17 protein-coding genes and 1 pseudogene are annotated in these 12,254 nt (G+C 70.3%); 13 read left to right on the top strand and 5 right to left on the bottom strand.

Annotation, left to right across the window (positions count from 1 at the left end; genetic code table 11):
* Positions 1-66 precede the first annotated feature (66 nt).
* A complete protein-coding gene (locus AB0F81_RS26765) occupies positions 67-282 on the bottom strand; it encodes a DUF3073 domain-containing protein (protein WP_360201511.1) in 216 nt (71 codons plus the stop codon).
* Positions 283-473: 191 nt separating this feature from the next.
* Positions 474-1,553 carry a Glu/Leu/Phe/Val dehydrogenase gene (locus AB0F81_RS26770; protein ID WP_360201512.1) on the bottom strand — a complete coding sequence of 360 codons (1,080 nt, stop codon included), beginning with the start codon at positions 1,551-1,553 and terminating at the stop codon, positions 474-476.
* Between the two features lie 150 nt (positions 1,554-1,703).
* Here AB0F81_RS26770 and AB0F81_RS26775 point away from each other — a divergent pair, with 150 nt between their 5' ends.
* Positions 1,704-2,543 carry a hypothetical protein gene (locus AB0F81_RS26775; RefSeq protein WP_360201514.1) on the top strand — a complete coding sequence of 280 codons (840 nt, stop codon included), beginning with the start codon at positions 1,704-1,706 and terminating at the stop codon, positions 2,541-2,543.
* A 281-nt stretch (positions 2,544-2,824) separates the two neighbouring features.
* A complete protein-coding gene (locus tag AB0F81_RS26780) occupies positions 2,825-3,034 on the top strand; it encodes a BldC family transcriptional regulator (RefSeq protein ID WP_014687221.1) in 210 nt (69 codons plus the stop codon).
* Positions 3,035-3,166: 132 nt separating this feature from the next.
* Here the strand turns inward: AB0F81_RS26780 and AB0F81_RS26785 are convergent, their stop codons facing one another.
* Entirely contained in the window at positions 3,167-3,538 is a 372-nt protein-coding gene (locus tag AB0F81_RS26785) for a PPOX class F420-dependent oxidoreductase (protein ID WP_360201558.1), read from the bottom strand.
* A gap of 19 nt (positions 3,539-3,557) precedes the next feature.
* On the opposite strand from AB0F81_RS26785, the gene AB0F81_RS26790 reads away from it, so the two are divergent.
* The 4 genes from AB0F81_RS26790 (at position 3,558) to AB0F81_RS26805 (ending at position 6,814) form a co-directional block, all read left to right on the top strand.
* Positions 3,558-4,334 (top strand): methyltransferase domain-containing protein, encoded by a 777-nt coding sequence (locus AB0F81_RS26790; RefSeq protein WP_360201516.1) that lies wholly within the window; start codon positions 3,558-3,560, stop codon positions 4,332-4,334.
* Positions 4,331-4,894, top strand: coding sequence for an RNA 2'-phosphotransferase (locus tag AB0F81_RS26795; RefSeq protein ID WP_360201518.1), 564 nt, complete (start codon positions 4,331-4,333; stop codon positions 4,892-4,894). The genes AB0F81_RS26790 and AB0F81_RS26795 overlap by 4 nt, the downstream gene beginning before the upstream one ends.
* 82 nt (positions 4,895-4,976) lie before the next feature.
* Complete coding sequence (locus tag AB0F81_RS26800; protein WP_360201520.1) at positions 4,977-5,558, top strand: hypothetical protein; 582 nt, start codon at positions 4,977-4,979, stop codon at positions 5,556-5,558.
* Entirely contained in the window at positions 5,555-6,814 is a 1,260-nt protein-coding gene (locus AB0F81_RS26805; RefSeq protein WP_360201521.1) for a PrsW family intramembrane metalloprotease, read from the top strand. Before AB0F81_RS26800 ends, AB0F81_RS26805 begins: the two co-directional genes overlap by 4 nt.
* Here AB0F81_RS26805 and AB0F81_RS26810 read toward each other — a convergent pair whose 3' ends face one another.
* Positions 6,815-7,063 (bottom strand): hypothetical protein, encoded by a 249-nt coding sequence (locus tag AB0F81_RS26810; RefSeq protein ID WP_360201523.1) that lies wholly within the window; start codon positions 7,061-7,063, stop codon positions 6,815-6,817.
* Between the two features lie 151 nt (positions 7,064-7,214).
* Between AB0F81_RS26810 and AB0F81_RS26815 the strand changes: the two genes are divergently transcribed.
* Genes AB0F81_RS26815 through AB0F81_RS26825 form a run of 3 tightly spaced genes read left to right on the top strand, consistent with a single transcriptional unit; the run spans position 7,215 to position 8,749 of the window.
* Positions 7,215-7,613: a hotdog fold thioesterase gene (locus AB0F81_RS26815; RefSeq protein WP_360201560.1), complete on the top strand. Its 399-nt coding sequence runs from the start codon at positions 7,215-7,217 to the stop codon at positions 7,611-7,613.
* Between the two features lie 50 nt (positions 7,614-7,663).
* The gene (locus AB0F81_RS26820) at positions 7,664-8,053 is read left to right on the top strand and encodes a hypothetical protein (protein ID WP_360201525.1); all 390 of its coding nucleotides are present in this window, start codon (positions 7,664-7,666) and stop codon (positions 8,051-8,053) included.
* 21 nt (positions 8,054-8,074) lie between these two features.
* Positions 8,075-8,749 (top strand): DUF2786 domain-containing protein, encoded by a 675-nt coding sequence (locus AB0F81_RS26825; RefSeq protein WP_360201526.1) that lies wholly within the window; start codon positions 8,075-8,077, stop codon positions 8,747-8,749.
* Here the strand turns inward: AB0F81_RS26825 and AB0F81_RS26830 are convergent.
* Entirely contained in the window at positions 8,736-9,044 is a 309-nt protein-coding gene (locus AB0F81_RS26830) for a hypothetical protein (RefSeq protein ID WP_360201528.1), read from the bottom strand. The two genes, AB0F81_RS26825 and AB0F81_RS26830, sit on opposite strands and share 14 nt — an antisense overlap.
* Positions 9,045-9,215: 171 nt before the next feature.
* Here AB0F81_RS26830 and AB0F81_RS26835 point away from each other — a divergent pair.
* The 4 genes and pseudogenes from AB0F81_RS26835 to AB0F81_RS26850 all read left to right on the top strand — a co-directional run.
* Positions 9,216-9,320: pseudogene (locus AB0F81_RS26835) on the top strand (DUF2510 domain-containing protein); the annotation flags it as partial.
* A 66-nt stretch (positions 9,321-9,386) separates the two neighbouring features.
* Positions 9,387-9,647: a hypothetical protein gene (locus AB0F81_RS26840; RefSeq protein ID WP_360201563.1), complete on the top strand. Its 261-nt coding sequence runs from the start codon at positions 9,387-9,389 to the stop codon at positions 9,645-9,647.
* 63 nt (positions 9,648-9,710) lie between these two features.
* Positions 9,711-11,066, top strand: a complete 1,356-nt coding sequence (locus tag AB0F81_RS26845; RefSeq protein ID WP_360201529.1) for a calcium-binding protein — start codon at positions 9,711-9,713, stop codon at positions 11,064-11,066.
* 83 nt (positions 11,067-11,149) lie between these two features.
* Positions 11,150-12,250, top strand: coding sequence for a calcium-binding protein (locus AB0F81_RS26850; RefSeq protein ID WP_360201531.1), 1,101 nt, complete (start codon positions 11,150-11,152; stop codon positions 12,248-12,250).
* Positions 12,251-12,254: the final 4 nt, after the last annotated feature.

Raw genomic sequence — 12,254 nt, forward strand, 5'->3', positions numbered from 1 at the left:
GTTGGATGTGGGTGACCACGACACACGGAAGCACGCGGTCAGTCCGCGTGCTCTGTGCAATACGGGTCAGCGCCGCCTTGTCGGCGACCAGGTGTCCTGGTCGTCCTCAGCGTCATCCTCGTCATCGTCGACGAACTCATCGTTGTCGTCGTCGAAATGACGGTCGGATTGACGGGCACCCGCCAGTTCGCGCTGCAAGGCGGTGAGGTCGGTGTTCGGGGAGTGGTACTTCAACTCCCGGGCCACCTTCGTCTGCTTGGCCTTAGCACGGCCGCGCCCCATGGCTCGACCCCCTCGCACAGAATTCGGGGCAGCCCGAAGGCGGGCCCCGATGACGTCAGGCATCTCTCGTGGGTCTTACGGTACATGGACGACGGCGCGTTCGGCACCTCGGGTTGCGTGTGACACTGCCGCGCGTCGCAGTTCATTCATTCCAGCGCCGCGCGGCAGCCATCTCACCCGACTTAACCGTCTCAGCTGAGGTAGATCGAGCGGAGGCGGCCGACCTCCGCCATCCGCCGTTCGGCGAGCCGGTCCGCGGCGACCGCGGGCGGCACACCCTCGTCCCCGGCGAGCTGAAGGATCCGGCGGGTGGTGTCGAAGATCCCGGTCGCCCGGAGCTTGGCGCGCTCGAAGTCGAAGCCCTGGATCTCGTCGGCCACCTGGATCACGCCGCCGGCGTTCAGCAGATAGTCGGGGATGTAGAGGATGCCGTCGTCCTGCAGCCTCTTGCCGATGCCGGGGTGGGCGAGCTGGTTGTTGGCGCCACCGGCCACCACCCTGGCCCGCAGCGCCGGCACGGTGTCGTCGTTCAGGGCGCCACCGAGCGCGCAGGGGGCGTAGACGTCGATGTCGGAGGTGATCAGGGCCTGGGTGTCGGCCACCAGCTCGATCTCCGGGTGGGTGGTGCGGGCCCACTCCAGCGCCAGCGGGTTCACGTCGGTGGCGACCACGGTGGCGCCGTCGGTGAGCAGGTGCCCGGCCAGGTACTTGCCGACCTTGCCGAGACCGGCGATGCCCACGGTGCGGCCGCTGAGCGACGGGCTGCCCCAGGTGTGCTCGGCGGCAGCGCGCATGCCCTGGAAGACGCCCCAGGCGGTGAGAACCGAGGAGTCGCCGGCGCCGCCGTTCTGCACGCTGCGCCCGGTCACGTAGCGGGTCTCGCGGGAGACCACGTCCATGTCCGGGACGTAGGTGCCGACGTCACAGGCGGTGTAGTAGCGGCCGCGCAGCGACTCCACGAAGCGGCCGTACGCCCGCAGCAGCGCCTCGCTCTTGTCGCGGACCGGGTCGCCCCAGATGACCGCCTTGCCGCCGCCGAGGTCCAGGCCGGCCAGGGCGTTCTTGTAGGCCATGCCGCGGGACAGCTTCAGCACGTCGGCGAGGGCGGCCTCCTCGCTCTCGTACGGGTAGAACCGGGTGCCACCCAGCGCTGGTCCGAGCGCCGTCGAGTAGATACCGATGATCGCCTTCAGACCGGTCGCCCGGTCCTGGCAGAAGACGACCTGTTCGTGCCCGGTGGCTTCGCTGCCGTCGGTGTCGAACACACCCATCGCTTGTTCTCCTGATCTGGATTCGGCCTTCGTGGGGCCACGGTGCCCGGCGGGGTGGGCCGGTGCTTGCGAGCGTAGTCGCGCGCAAGCCACGGCGATTACGTCCGCGCGGGAGATTCCACCCGGCCGAATTCGTGAAAGGATCGCGCCGTGCCGTCACTGTTCGCGTCCTACCTACGGGTTTACGAACCGCTGACCGCCTTCGACCGGGACCGGCAGGTCTTCTGGCGCCAGTACGCGCGCGAGGGCCGGGATCTGGGTCCGATCGAGGGTCCGGTCCGGCAGCGCACCGCCGTGCTGGAGGCGCTCGGCGCCGGCTGGACCCGCCTGCCCGACCTGCCCGACGAGGCGTACGTGCTGGAGTGGGACAACTCCATTCTGGTGTGCCCGTGGAACCTGCGGTTGCGGGTCGCCGAAGCTGCCCTGAACGCGCGGGACGGCGTGCCGGCGGTGCTCGCCGACGCGTTCGTGCCGCCGGTGCTCGCCGGTCAGGCCAAGGCCGTGGTGGAGGACTGGCGCAGCGGCGCCAAGGTGCTGGAGCAGGGCGTGCCGCGGGTGCACGAGCAGATCGCCACCTGGGGCGTGCCGCTGCGATGGTTCGCCTTCGTCGACCTCGAGGAGCGGGAGATCTCGCTCTCCGGCCGGCGGCGCACGCTGCGCTACCGCACCGAGATCTCCAAGGCGCGGCGCCGGGCGCACCGGGCGGTGTCGGTGCTGCGCAAGGCGCTGGGTGACGCCCCGATCACCGAGGCGGTCGAGGAGGGCACCCGCTGGCTGGAGGAGTTCCATCCCCGGTCGGTGGTGGAGCTCGACTACGGCGGCCTCGTCAACCTCCTCCCGGAGGACAGCCTTGCGGAGGACGATTCCCCCGGACTGGTGGCAGCCGGACTTTCGGCACTTTCTCGCGGTGACGCTGAGTCAGCCAGCGAGGCCTACGAGAAGCTGGTCGCTCGGTGGCGTCTGGTCCAGCTTCTCGAGCGATGCAACTGACCTGCGGAAATAGGACAGACGGGTATTTTTCTCAACCACGGGGAGCGCTCCCGAAGCGAACACTCTTCGTAATCGCCGGTCCGCGAAGCGTGATAATCGGACTAAACGAGACACTATCTGGCGTAGAAAACGCGTAAAAATCGGGCATGCTTCATCCATCTATCTGGGGACGTTCGTCCGTTCGGCCCATGTCGGACATCGGGGACTAGCCGGACCATGAGAGACGCACCGGCCGGCGGGACCCCGGCCGATGTTTTTAGGTACCTGTGGAGGAGTGACCGATGGCATCGCGTACGCACGATCCTGAGCCGCTACTAACGCCGGCCGAGGTGGCGTCGATGTTCCGTGTCGACCCGAAGACCGTTACTCGGTGGGCGAAGGCGGGCAAGCTCAGCGCAATTCGCACGTTGGGTGGCCACCGTCGCTACCGGGAGTCGGAGGTCCGCGCCCTGCTGCAGGGGCAGATCCCCACGCAGCGCCAGGGCGACTGACCGAGTCGACCGAGATCGTTGTAAGGGGCGAGCGCTGGGGAAGGCGATCGCCCCTTCTTCGTTCCGACGTGTATGTCAGTACGGCGCCGGCATCAGCCGGCGCCGTCTGTCATTTCCGGGGTCCGGCAGTGGTCAGTCGACGAGGACGGCGACCGTGCCGTCGACGCCCCGGCGGAGCCTGCTGCCGAGCATGGTCAGGCGACCGATCAGGCCGTACTTCTTCTTGATGCTCTCGCCGATGCGCAGCCGGTCGCTGTGATCGCCGATCCGGGCGGTGGCCTCCAGCGGCTCGCCGGTGGGGTTGCCCCGGACGTCGCAGGCGGCCACGGTGACCCGGCCGCTGTTGCGGATCCGCTTCAGCTTGCCGCTGCCGGCGACGGTCCAGAACCCCAGACCCGCGCCGTCCGGCACCACCCACAGCGGGGTGCCGACCGCGCGCCCGTCCCGGCGGAACGTGGTGAGCAGGACGTACTTCTCCGAACCGAGTTGCTCCAGGGCGGCCATGTCCTCAAGAGTAGTGACCATGACTGCCCCCGTGATCGGTGACGCCTTCGGCGAGATGATCAGGGACGCGTACGCGGTGCGCACCGGGATCGGGCCGAGGCCACTGGCCGGCGGGCGGTTGCCGCGGCCGGTCATCGAGGTCATCGAGCGCGACGACGGGCTGATCAACGGGGCGCCCGCCGATCACTACCTGGACGAGCCGGACGCCTGGCAGCCGTACGACCATCGGGCCCTGCGGCTGTGCCGGGGCCGGGTGCTCGACGTCGGGGTCGGCGCCGGGCGGTCGGCGCTCGAACTGCAGCGCCGCGGCTTCGCGGTGACCGGGCTGGACACCTCGCTCGGCGCGATCGAGGTGGCCCGCAAGCGCGGCCTGAACGACACCGTGCTGAACACCGTGGACGAGTTCTCCCGGGCCAGCGTCCGCTACGACACCTTCCTGCTGCTCGGCAACAACCTGGGGCTGCTCGAGGGACCCGAGCGGGCGCCGGTCTTCCTGGCCGCCCTGGCCCGGCTCGCGGCCCCGGGGGCCCGGATCGTCGCGCAGGGCACCGATCCGTACGGGACCCGCGATCCGCTGCATGTGGCGTACCACCGGTGGAACCGTGAGCGCGGGCGGCTCGGCGGTCAGCTGCGGTTGCGGCTGCGGTACCGGGAGCTCACCACCGAGTGGTTCGACTATCTGAACTGCTCCGTGACCGAGCTGGAGGACCTGCTGGCCGGCACCGCGTGGCGGTTGAAAGCGATCGACGACGGGGACCGGCCGTACTACCTTGCCGTCATGGAGTTCGCCGGATGAGCCTGAGCCGCGAGCAGGTGCGGCTGAGCAAGCGCCTGTCGCTGGTGCTGCGGCACCGGCCCGAGGTGGCCGGCCTGATCCTCGACGCGAACGGCTGGGTGCCGGTCCCGGAGCTGCTGGGGGCCCTCGGCATCAGCCGGGCCGAGCTCGACATCGTGGTGGCCGGCAATGACAAGGCCCGGTTCGCGGTGGTGCCGGGTCCGGACGGGGTGGACCGGATCCGCGCCAGCCAGGGGCATTCCCGCCGGGTCGCCGTCGACCTCGATCTGCCGCCGGCCGTGCCGCCGGACGAGCTGTTCCACGGGACGCCCCGGGCCAACCTGGAGTCGATCCTGCGGGACGGGTTGCGGCCGCGGAGCCGGCACCACGTGCACCTCTCGATCGACCTGCCGACCGCGATCACTGTCGGTCGCCGGCGCTCGGCGGATGTGGTGGTTCTCCGCGTCGCCGCAGACGTGATGGCGGACGAGGGTCACGTCTTTCACCGCAGTGACAACGGGGTATGGCTTACCGCTGTCGTGCCATCACAGCACCTGTCGGTAAAACGGACAAATGCGTAATCTGCCAGGTTGATCGACCATCCACAGTGGCCGGCCACCGGTTCTCCGGACATCAACGGGTAACCGCCGTTAACTTGGACGGATGGGGAGGGTTACGCGGAGTCAGGTCACCGATCTCCCCGGTACCGTCGGCCTGCCCCTGGCGCTCGTCATCGTTCTGATCCTGGCCGGTCTCGCTTTCGGGCTGCCCCGGCTGGACCGGGCCGTCCCGGCCGAGCGCGCGGTCGCCGCGGGCCGGCCCTACGAGGTCGGTGCGGGGGTCACCATCGTCCCGCCCGAGGGCGCGACGCTCGACCTGACCGGCACCCGGCCCGGCGACGAGCGCGGCTCGGCGCTCTTCCGGCTCGGCCCGGTGCAGTACGCGATCGTCGTCCAGCCGTTCGACGGCGACCTGACCGCCGCCGCGCTGCGGTTGCGCCAGCGCATCACCGGCACCTCCGGCTACCAGGTCACCGGCACCCAGCTGGCGGTCTCGACCGCCGGTGGGCTGGCCGGCATCCAGGGCGGGTACACGGCGGGGGACCGCGGCGGCCGGTACGCCGTCTTCGTCGCGCACGGCTTCACCATCGAGGTCACGGTCACCGGCGCGGACCTCGACCTCGGGCGCACCCTGCCGGCCATCGACACCAGCACCCGCAGCCTGCGCTTCGAGGGCGTTAGATGAGCGAGCCGGTCCGGCCCGGGGCTGACCGGGCGGCCGCGCTCACCCGTCAGCCCGCGTTCTGGGTGGTCGCCGCTCTGCTGGCGGTCGGCGCGCTGCGGATCTCCCAGATCGCCGGGCGGTTCCTCAGCGTGTACCCGGTGGCCACGGTCACCGCGATCCTGCTGTTCGCGCTGCTCGCCGTACCCTTCTGGCTCTTTGTCTCCGAGCTGGACTTCCTGGAGCGGGAACCGCCGAGCCTGCGTGTTCTGGCCTTCGCGTGGGGTGGCCTGGTCGCCACCACGGTGTCCATCCCGGGCAGCACCGCGCTGGACAACCTGATCGCCAAGTTCGGCTCGCCGGGCCTCGCCGCCGAGTGGGGTTCCGCGCTCGCCGGTCCCACCGTCGAGGAGATCGCCAAGACGCTCGGCGTGGTGGCCATCGTCCTGATCGCCCGGGCGCAGGTGAACAGCGTGCTCGACGGGGTCGTCTACGGCGCCCTGGTCGGGCTCGGATTCCAGATCGTCGAGGACGTGGTGTTCGCGATCGGTGCGGTGGCGATGGCCGGTCAGGGCGACCAGGTCCAGCCGGTGGTCACCACCTTCCTGGTACGCGGCTTCCTGGCCGGCGTCTGGAGTCACACCCTGTTCGGTGCGCTGGCCGGCGCGGGCATCGGCTATCTGGTGGTGAACCCGCACCGGACCCGCACGCACCGGCTCGCGATCGCCGGGCTCGCCCTCTTCGGCGCGTGGGCGTCCCACGTGCTCTGGAACTCGCCGCTCTTCCGCGACGGCCTGGGCGACGGCGCGCTGGCGCTGCTCGCGGTGCTGGTCTTCAAGGGCCTGCCGCCGCTGCTGCTCATCCTCTATCTGGTGCGGCGCGCGCACGACCAGGAGGCGGCCTACTACGTGGCCAAGCTCGCCACGCTGCGCGACCCGCAGCTGATCACGGCCGGCGAGCTGCGGGTGCTGGGCTCCGGGTCGCGGCGCGCGGCGGCCCGCCGGCACGCCGCGGCGCGTGCCGGCCGTCGCGGCAGAGCAGCGGTACGACGTCTGCAGCGCGCCCAGGCCCAGTTGGCCGTCGAGTTGAGCCGTGACCCGGACGCGGCGACCCCGCACTGTGCCGCGGTCCGCGAGCACCGGGCGGTCCTGGAAGAACTCGGCCATCCGGAGGCGGTGGAGGGTGCCCGCTCCTGGCGGCACACCGCCTCCACGGTCGGCACCACCGTCGTGGCTATCGCGGTGGTGTGGGTGGCGCTCTCCGCCCTCGGCGGCTCCTGATCAGGACTGCGGGGGCAGCCCGCCGTCGCCGTCGACGACCACGTCCGGCGTGCCGTCCTCATCCAGGTCCACCATCGTGATGTCGACCTTGCCGTCGCCGTCGGTGTCGAACTGGTACAGGTCCGGCTTGCCGTCGCCGTCGGTGTCGGCCACCCAGACATCGGTCCGGCCGTCACCGTTCGCGTCGCTGGTCACCAGGTCGACGCGGTCGTCCCCGCGGGTCTCGATGATCTCCTGCGGCTCGCTCACGACGTTCCTCCCCTGGCCGGTCCGTCCGGCCCCGATCGCCCGTCAGTACCCGAATGATCGCCGGATCAGTCAACCCGGCTGTGACGGTTGTCGCTGGTACGGCGTTCACTCGCCGGTAACGTACGCCGACGTGGATATCGCGAAAGACGGTCTGCAGCACCTCTTCACCAGCAACGGTGGCGGTGCGCTCGCCGAGCGGATGGGTATCGAGATCACCGAGGCCAGCGCGGACCGGGTGGTCGGCACGATGCCGGTCGAGGGCAACACCCAGCCGTACGGGCTGCTGCACGGCGGGGCCTCGTGCGTGCTCGCCGAGACGCTCGGTTCGGTCGGCGCGGTGCTGCACGGGCAGACCGTGGACCGGCCGTTCGCGGTCGGCGTCGACATCAACGCCACCCACCACAAGGCGGCCCGTTCCGGTCTGGTGACCGGTGTCGCACTGCCGGTGCACCGGGGCCGGGCGGTCGCGACGTACGAGGTGGTCATCGAGGACGAGGCCGGCGACCGGGTGTGTACCGCAAGGATTACCTGTCTCCTTCGTGGTGCCTGAATTCCCTCGTCGACGAGCGTTCCTTGACGGTTGGACGTACCTTTTCTGACGTGACCGAAGTACCACAGGACGCGTTCGACGACGCCGCGCAGATCCTGCGTTGCGCCCTCACCGGCGACAGCGCCGCCGTCGCCGACACCTTCGACGCGGTCGTCGACCGGGACGGCGTCGTCGGGGCGTGGGACGTGGCCTGGTGCCTCGCGGCGACCATGGTCGGCCAGGTGCCGCCGGGTGGCGCGTGGACGCTGGAGTTCCCCGGGATCGACGACGCGCGCTATGACAAGCGCTGGGTGGCCCGGTTCGTCAGCGCCTACGTCAACGGTGACTTCCCCACCGGTGAGGCCCTGTTCGGCGCCGCGATCGCGGACGGGCGGCTGCCCGACTGCCTGCTCGCCCTCGCCGGTTCCACGGTCGCCACACTGCGGCACCGGGCTGCGTGACCGGCTCCACGCGTACGACTCATGTCTGATGCTCTGCTGGCGCGCGTGCGCAAGCTGCTCGCTATGGCCGAGGATCCGGCGTGCACGCCGGACGAGGCCGAGGCCTTCACCGAGAAGGCCGCCGAGCTGATCGCGAAATACGGCGTGGATCAGGCCATGCTCGCGGTCGCCGATCCGGCGGCCGACCCGATCGGCGATCGGGTGATCACCATCGACGCGCCCTACGCGCGGGACAAGGCCGGGCTGCTTGCGGCGGTGGCCGCGCCGCTGCGCTGCCGGGTGGTGCACCTGGACCGGCGCAGTCTCGCGCGCAGCCACCTCTTCGGGCACGCCGCCGACCTGGAACGGGTCGAGCTGCTCTTCACCTCACTGCTGGTGCAGGCGGCGCACGGCCTGGCCGCCAGCCCGGTGCCGTGGGGTGAGCATCCGGCCGCCTACCGGCGGTCCTGGCTGGTCGGTTACAGCCAGGCGATCAGCGCGCGGCTGTGGGAGGCCGAGCGATCGGCGGCGGCCGGGACGCCCGGCGCCGAGCTGGCGCTCGTCGACCGCACCGATCTCGTCGAGCGGCGCCGCAACGAGGCCTACCCGCAGCTGGCCAAACTGCCACCGCGGCGGTTGCAGGGCAGCGGGCGGTCCCGGGGTTACCGGGCCGGGCAGAACGCCCAGCTGGGCGGCAGCGCGGTCACTTCATCTTGAGGTAGAGAGCCTTCGCGTACTGCGCGGCGGCGGCGTTGTTGTACATCGACGCCTGGGAGATGAAGAAATCGTTGTTGGCGATGGCGCGGGTCGCCTGCGACGTGCCGGACCAGCGAATGTCAGCCTCTGCTTCGGACAAGCCGCGGGCCTTGAACTGCCGCCGCATCGCGATCCGGCCGGTGCGGAACGCCTCGGCCGCCTCCTCGGCGTACTTCATGCAGGTCATCGCCTTCTCGCTCAGCGCCTCCGCCAGGGTGAAAGCCGCATGCTCAGCCTCGTTCGTGAAGGTCTGCACGACGTTGTCTCCTCGCCACGCTCCAGGTTCAGCACCGATCTCGATATCACTCTGATTGACGGGACGGCGGCCTACAAGAGGTGCCGTTTCGCGCGGTGCAATCCCTTAAGTCTGATCGGCGACGCCCGATCAGTTCCGGACCGTCGGCCCGTACAGAGTTGGAGCACCACGATGAGTGACGCGACCGCCACGGCTGTGCCCGCCGGCTGGTACGCCGATCCGGCGGGGTCACCACAACAGCGGTGGTGGGACGGCTTTCGCTGGACGGGTCATCTCCAGCCGGCACCGTTTGTGATGTCGATCACGTCACCGTCCGTACCGAAGCGGAGGTTCCGCTGGGGGATGGGTGAGCCGGCCGCGGATCTGGCCGCGGGCCGGAACTCGCCCGCCTTGCACGCGCTGGTCTTCGGCATCGTGGGGTTGGTGCTCAGCCCGCTGCTGGTGCCGTCGATCGTCGCCCTGGTCTGGGGAGCCGCCGGTCTGCGCCGGGCCGGCGGCTGGGCCCGGTCCGGACTGCCGGCGACCGGCCGGGCGATGGCGGCCGGCGCGATGGCGCTCGGCGCGGTCGGTGTCACCGCCTTCGTGCTCCGACTTCCCTTGTAGACAAGCCCTTTGATCGGCGCGCTGCGGCTTCGCTGCCGCCGGATTCATGGGGAGGATCCATCGATGTCACATTCCCGTCGGCTGGCCGGCGTCGGCCTGACGATCTTCACCAGCATCGCGGTTGCCGGCCTCACGGCGACCCCGGCGCAGGCGGCGTCCTCCGGCGTCGCCTCGGTGGTCGGCTCGAAGGTCGTGCAGTTCAAGGCGGGCGCGGGTAAGACGAACAGGGTCGTCATCACGCGGTCCGGCAAGACGATCACGATCGACGACACGGTCGCGCTCAAGCCCGGCAAGGGCTGCAAGAAGGTCAACAAGACCAAGGTCAAGTGCACGACGAAGAGTGCGCCCACCGGGGTCCGGGTCTACCTCGGCGCCCGCAACGACTCGGTGACCAACCGGAGCGGTGTGGCGCTCACGGCCTACGGCAGCTCCGGCAACGATCGTCTGGTCGGCGGGTCGGCGGCGGACTACCTCTCCGGCCAGAGCGGTAAGGACAGCATCTGGGGCGGCGCGGGCAACGACCGGATCGAGGCGGGCTCCGCCGCAGACAGCGTGCGCGGCGAGTCCGGCAACGACCGGATCAACAGTGGCACCGGCGCGGACTGGATCGCCGGCGGCACCGGCAACGACAGCATCAACGCGAGCGACGGCAACGACGCTGTCTACGGCGAGGCCGGTGACGACAAGGTCTGGGGTGGCGACGGCAACGACCGGATCTACCTCGGTGACGGTGCCGACTTCGGGATCGGGGAGGACGCGTACCAGACGTCCGGCCACGACCTCATCGAGGGCGGTGCCGGCAACGACAACCTCAACGGCGGGGGCATCGCTGTCGACGGTGAGCGGATCGCCGACTTCGGCAACGACACGCTCCGGGGCGGCGACGGCAACGACAACATCGAGGGCTTCCAGGGCAACGACCGGATCGAGGGCGGCGCCGGGAACGACCACCTCGCCGGCGACTTCACGAACTTCGACCCGGCCCAGCCGCACGTGGGCGCGGACGTCATCCTGGGTGGTTCCGGCGTCGACTCCGTCACCTACAGCGCCCGCCGCCAGCCGGTCACCGTCGACCTGGACGGCGCCGCCCGCGACGACGGTCAGGCCGGCGAGTACGACACGGTCGGCGCGGACGTCGAGGACCTCAGCGGCGGCTGGAGCAACGACGTGCTGACCGGTAACGCGGCCGCCAACGGAATCTACGGAGTTCTCGGCAACGACGTCATCCGTGGTGGCGCCGGCAACGACGACCTCTGGGGCGGTCAGGACGGCAACGACCAGGTCTACGGCGAGGACGGCGACGACCGGATCAACACCGAGACGGACTCCGGTCGGGGCCCGGACCGGGCGGACGGTGGGGCGAACACCGACACCTGCAAGGCGGATGCCACCGACACCGTGACCAACTGCGAAGCATGAGCCTTCGGGGCGGCGCGTCGTAACGGTATCGTTCTATGATCTTCGGACTTGCGGTATTCACCGCTGCTGATCCAGGAGATCGCATGCCATACACGACGCCTCTCGCCCTCAGTCTGGCCACCACGATCGTTGCGATCGGGGCGTTCGCAGCCCCGGCCGCAGCGGCTCCCACCGGCGTCGCCTCGGTCGTCTCGGCGACGAAGGTCCAGTACAAGGCGGCCAAGGGCAAGCAGAACCGGGTCGTGGTGACCCGCTCCGGGAACACCGTCACGATCGACGACCGGGTCGCGGTCAAGGCCGGCAAGGGCTGCAAGAAGGTCAAGGGCGACAGGACGAAGGTGCGCTGCACCCCGTCGAAGGCGCCGGCCCGGGTGCGGGTCTACACCTACGACCGGAACGACTCGGTGACCAACCGGACCGGCCTGGCCATGACCGCGGACGGCGGCACCGGCAGCGACAAGCTCCACGGCGGCCCGCGCGGCGACATCCTGCGCGGCTGGACCGGCAACGACACGCTTTACGGGTACGCCGGCAACGACACCCTGGACAGCGACGACGGCAACGACGTGATCTACGCCGGGCCGGGCGACGACGGGGTCATGGACTCCGCCGGCCGCAACTCGGGCAACGACGTGGTCTACGGCGAGGGCGGCTACGACCACATCATGACGCTGGGCGGGAACGACAAGGTCTACGGCGGCGCCGACGACGACATCCTCTACGGCGGCGACGGCCGGGACTGGATCGACGGCGGGCACGGCAACGACCGGCTCCAGGGCGACGACTGCCGGGACGGCTCCGGCAAAGCCGGCTGCTACGCGGCTGACGTCATGCTCGGCGGTTCGGGCGTCGACCTGGTCGACTACCACCACGCGTACCGGCCGGTGACCGCGGACCTGGACGGGGCGAGCCGCGACGACGGCCAGCCGGGTGAGCACGACACCATCGGCGCCGACGTGGAGCAGCTGCTCGGCGGTCCGGGCAACGACCGCCTCACCGGCAACAACGGCGACAACACGATCTCCGGCTGGAACGGCAACGACGCCCTCTTCGGCGGCGCCGGCACCGACGACCTCTACGGCGGCGCGGGCCGGGACTCGCTCGACGGCGGCACGCACGGTCCTCTCGGGGACTTCTGCGCGGCCTCCACGTCGGACACTCGGGTGGGCTGCGAGCGCGCCTGAGATA

It is taken from the genome of Actinoplanes sp. NPDC024001 (assembly GCF_040638955.1).
Taxonomy (GTDB): Bacteria; Actinomycetota; Actinomycetes; order Mycobacteriales; family Micromonosporaceae; genus Actinoplanes.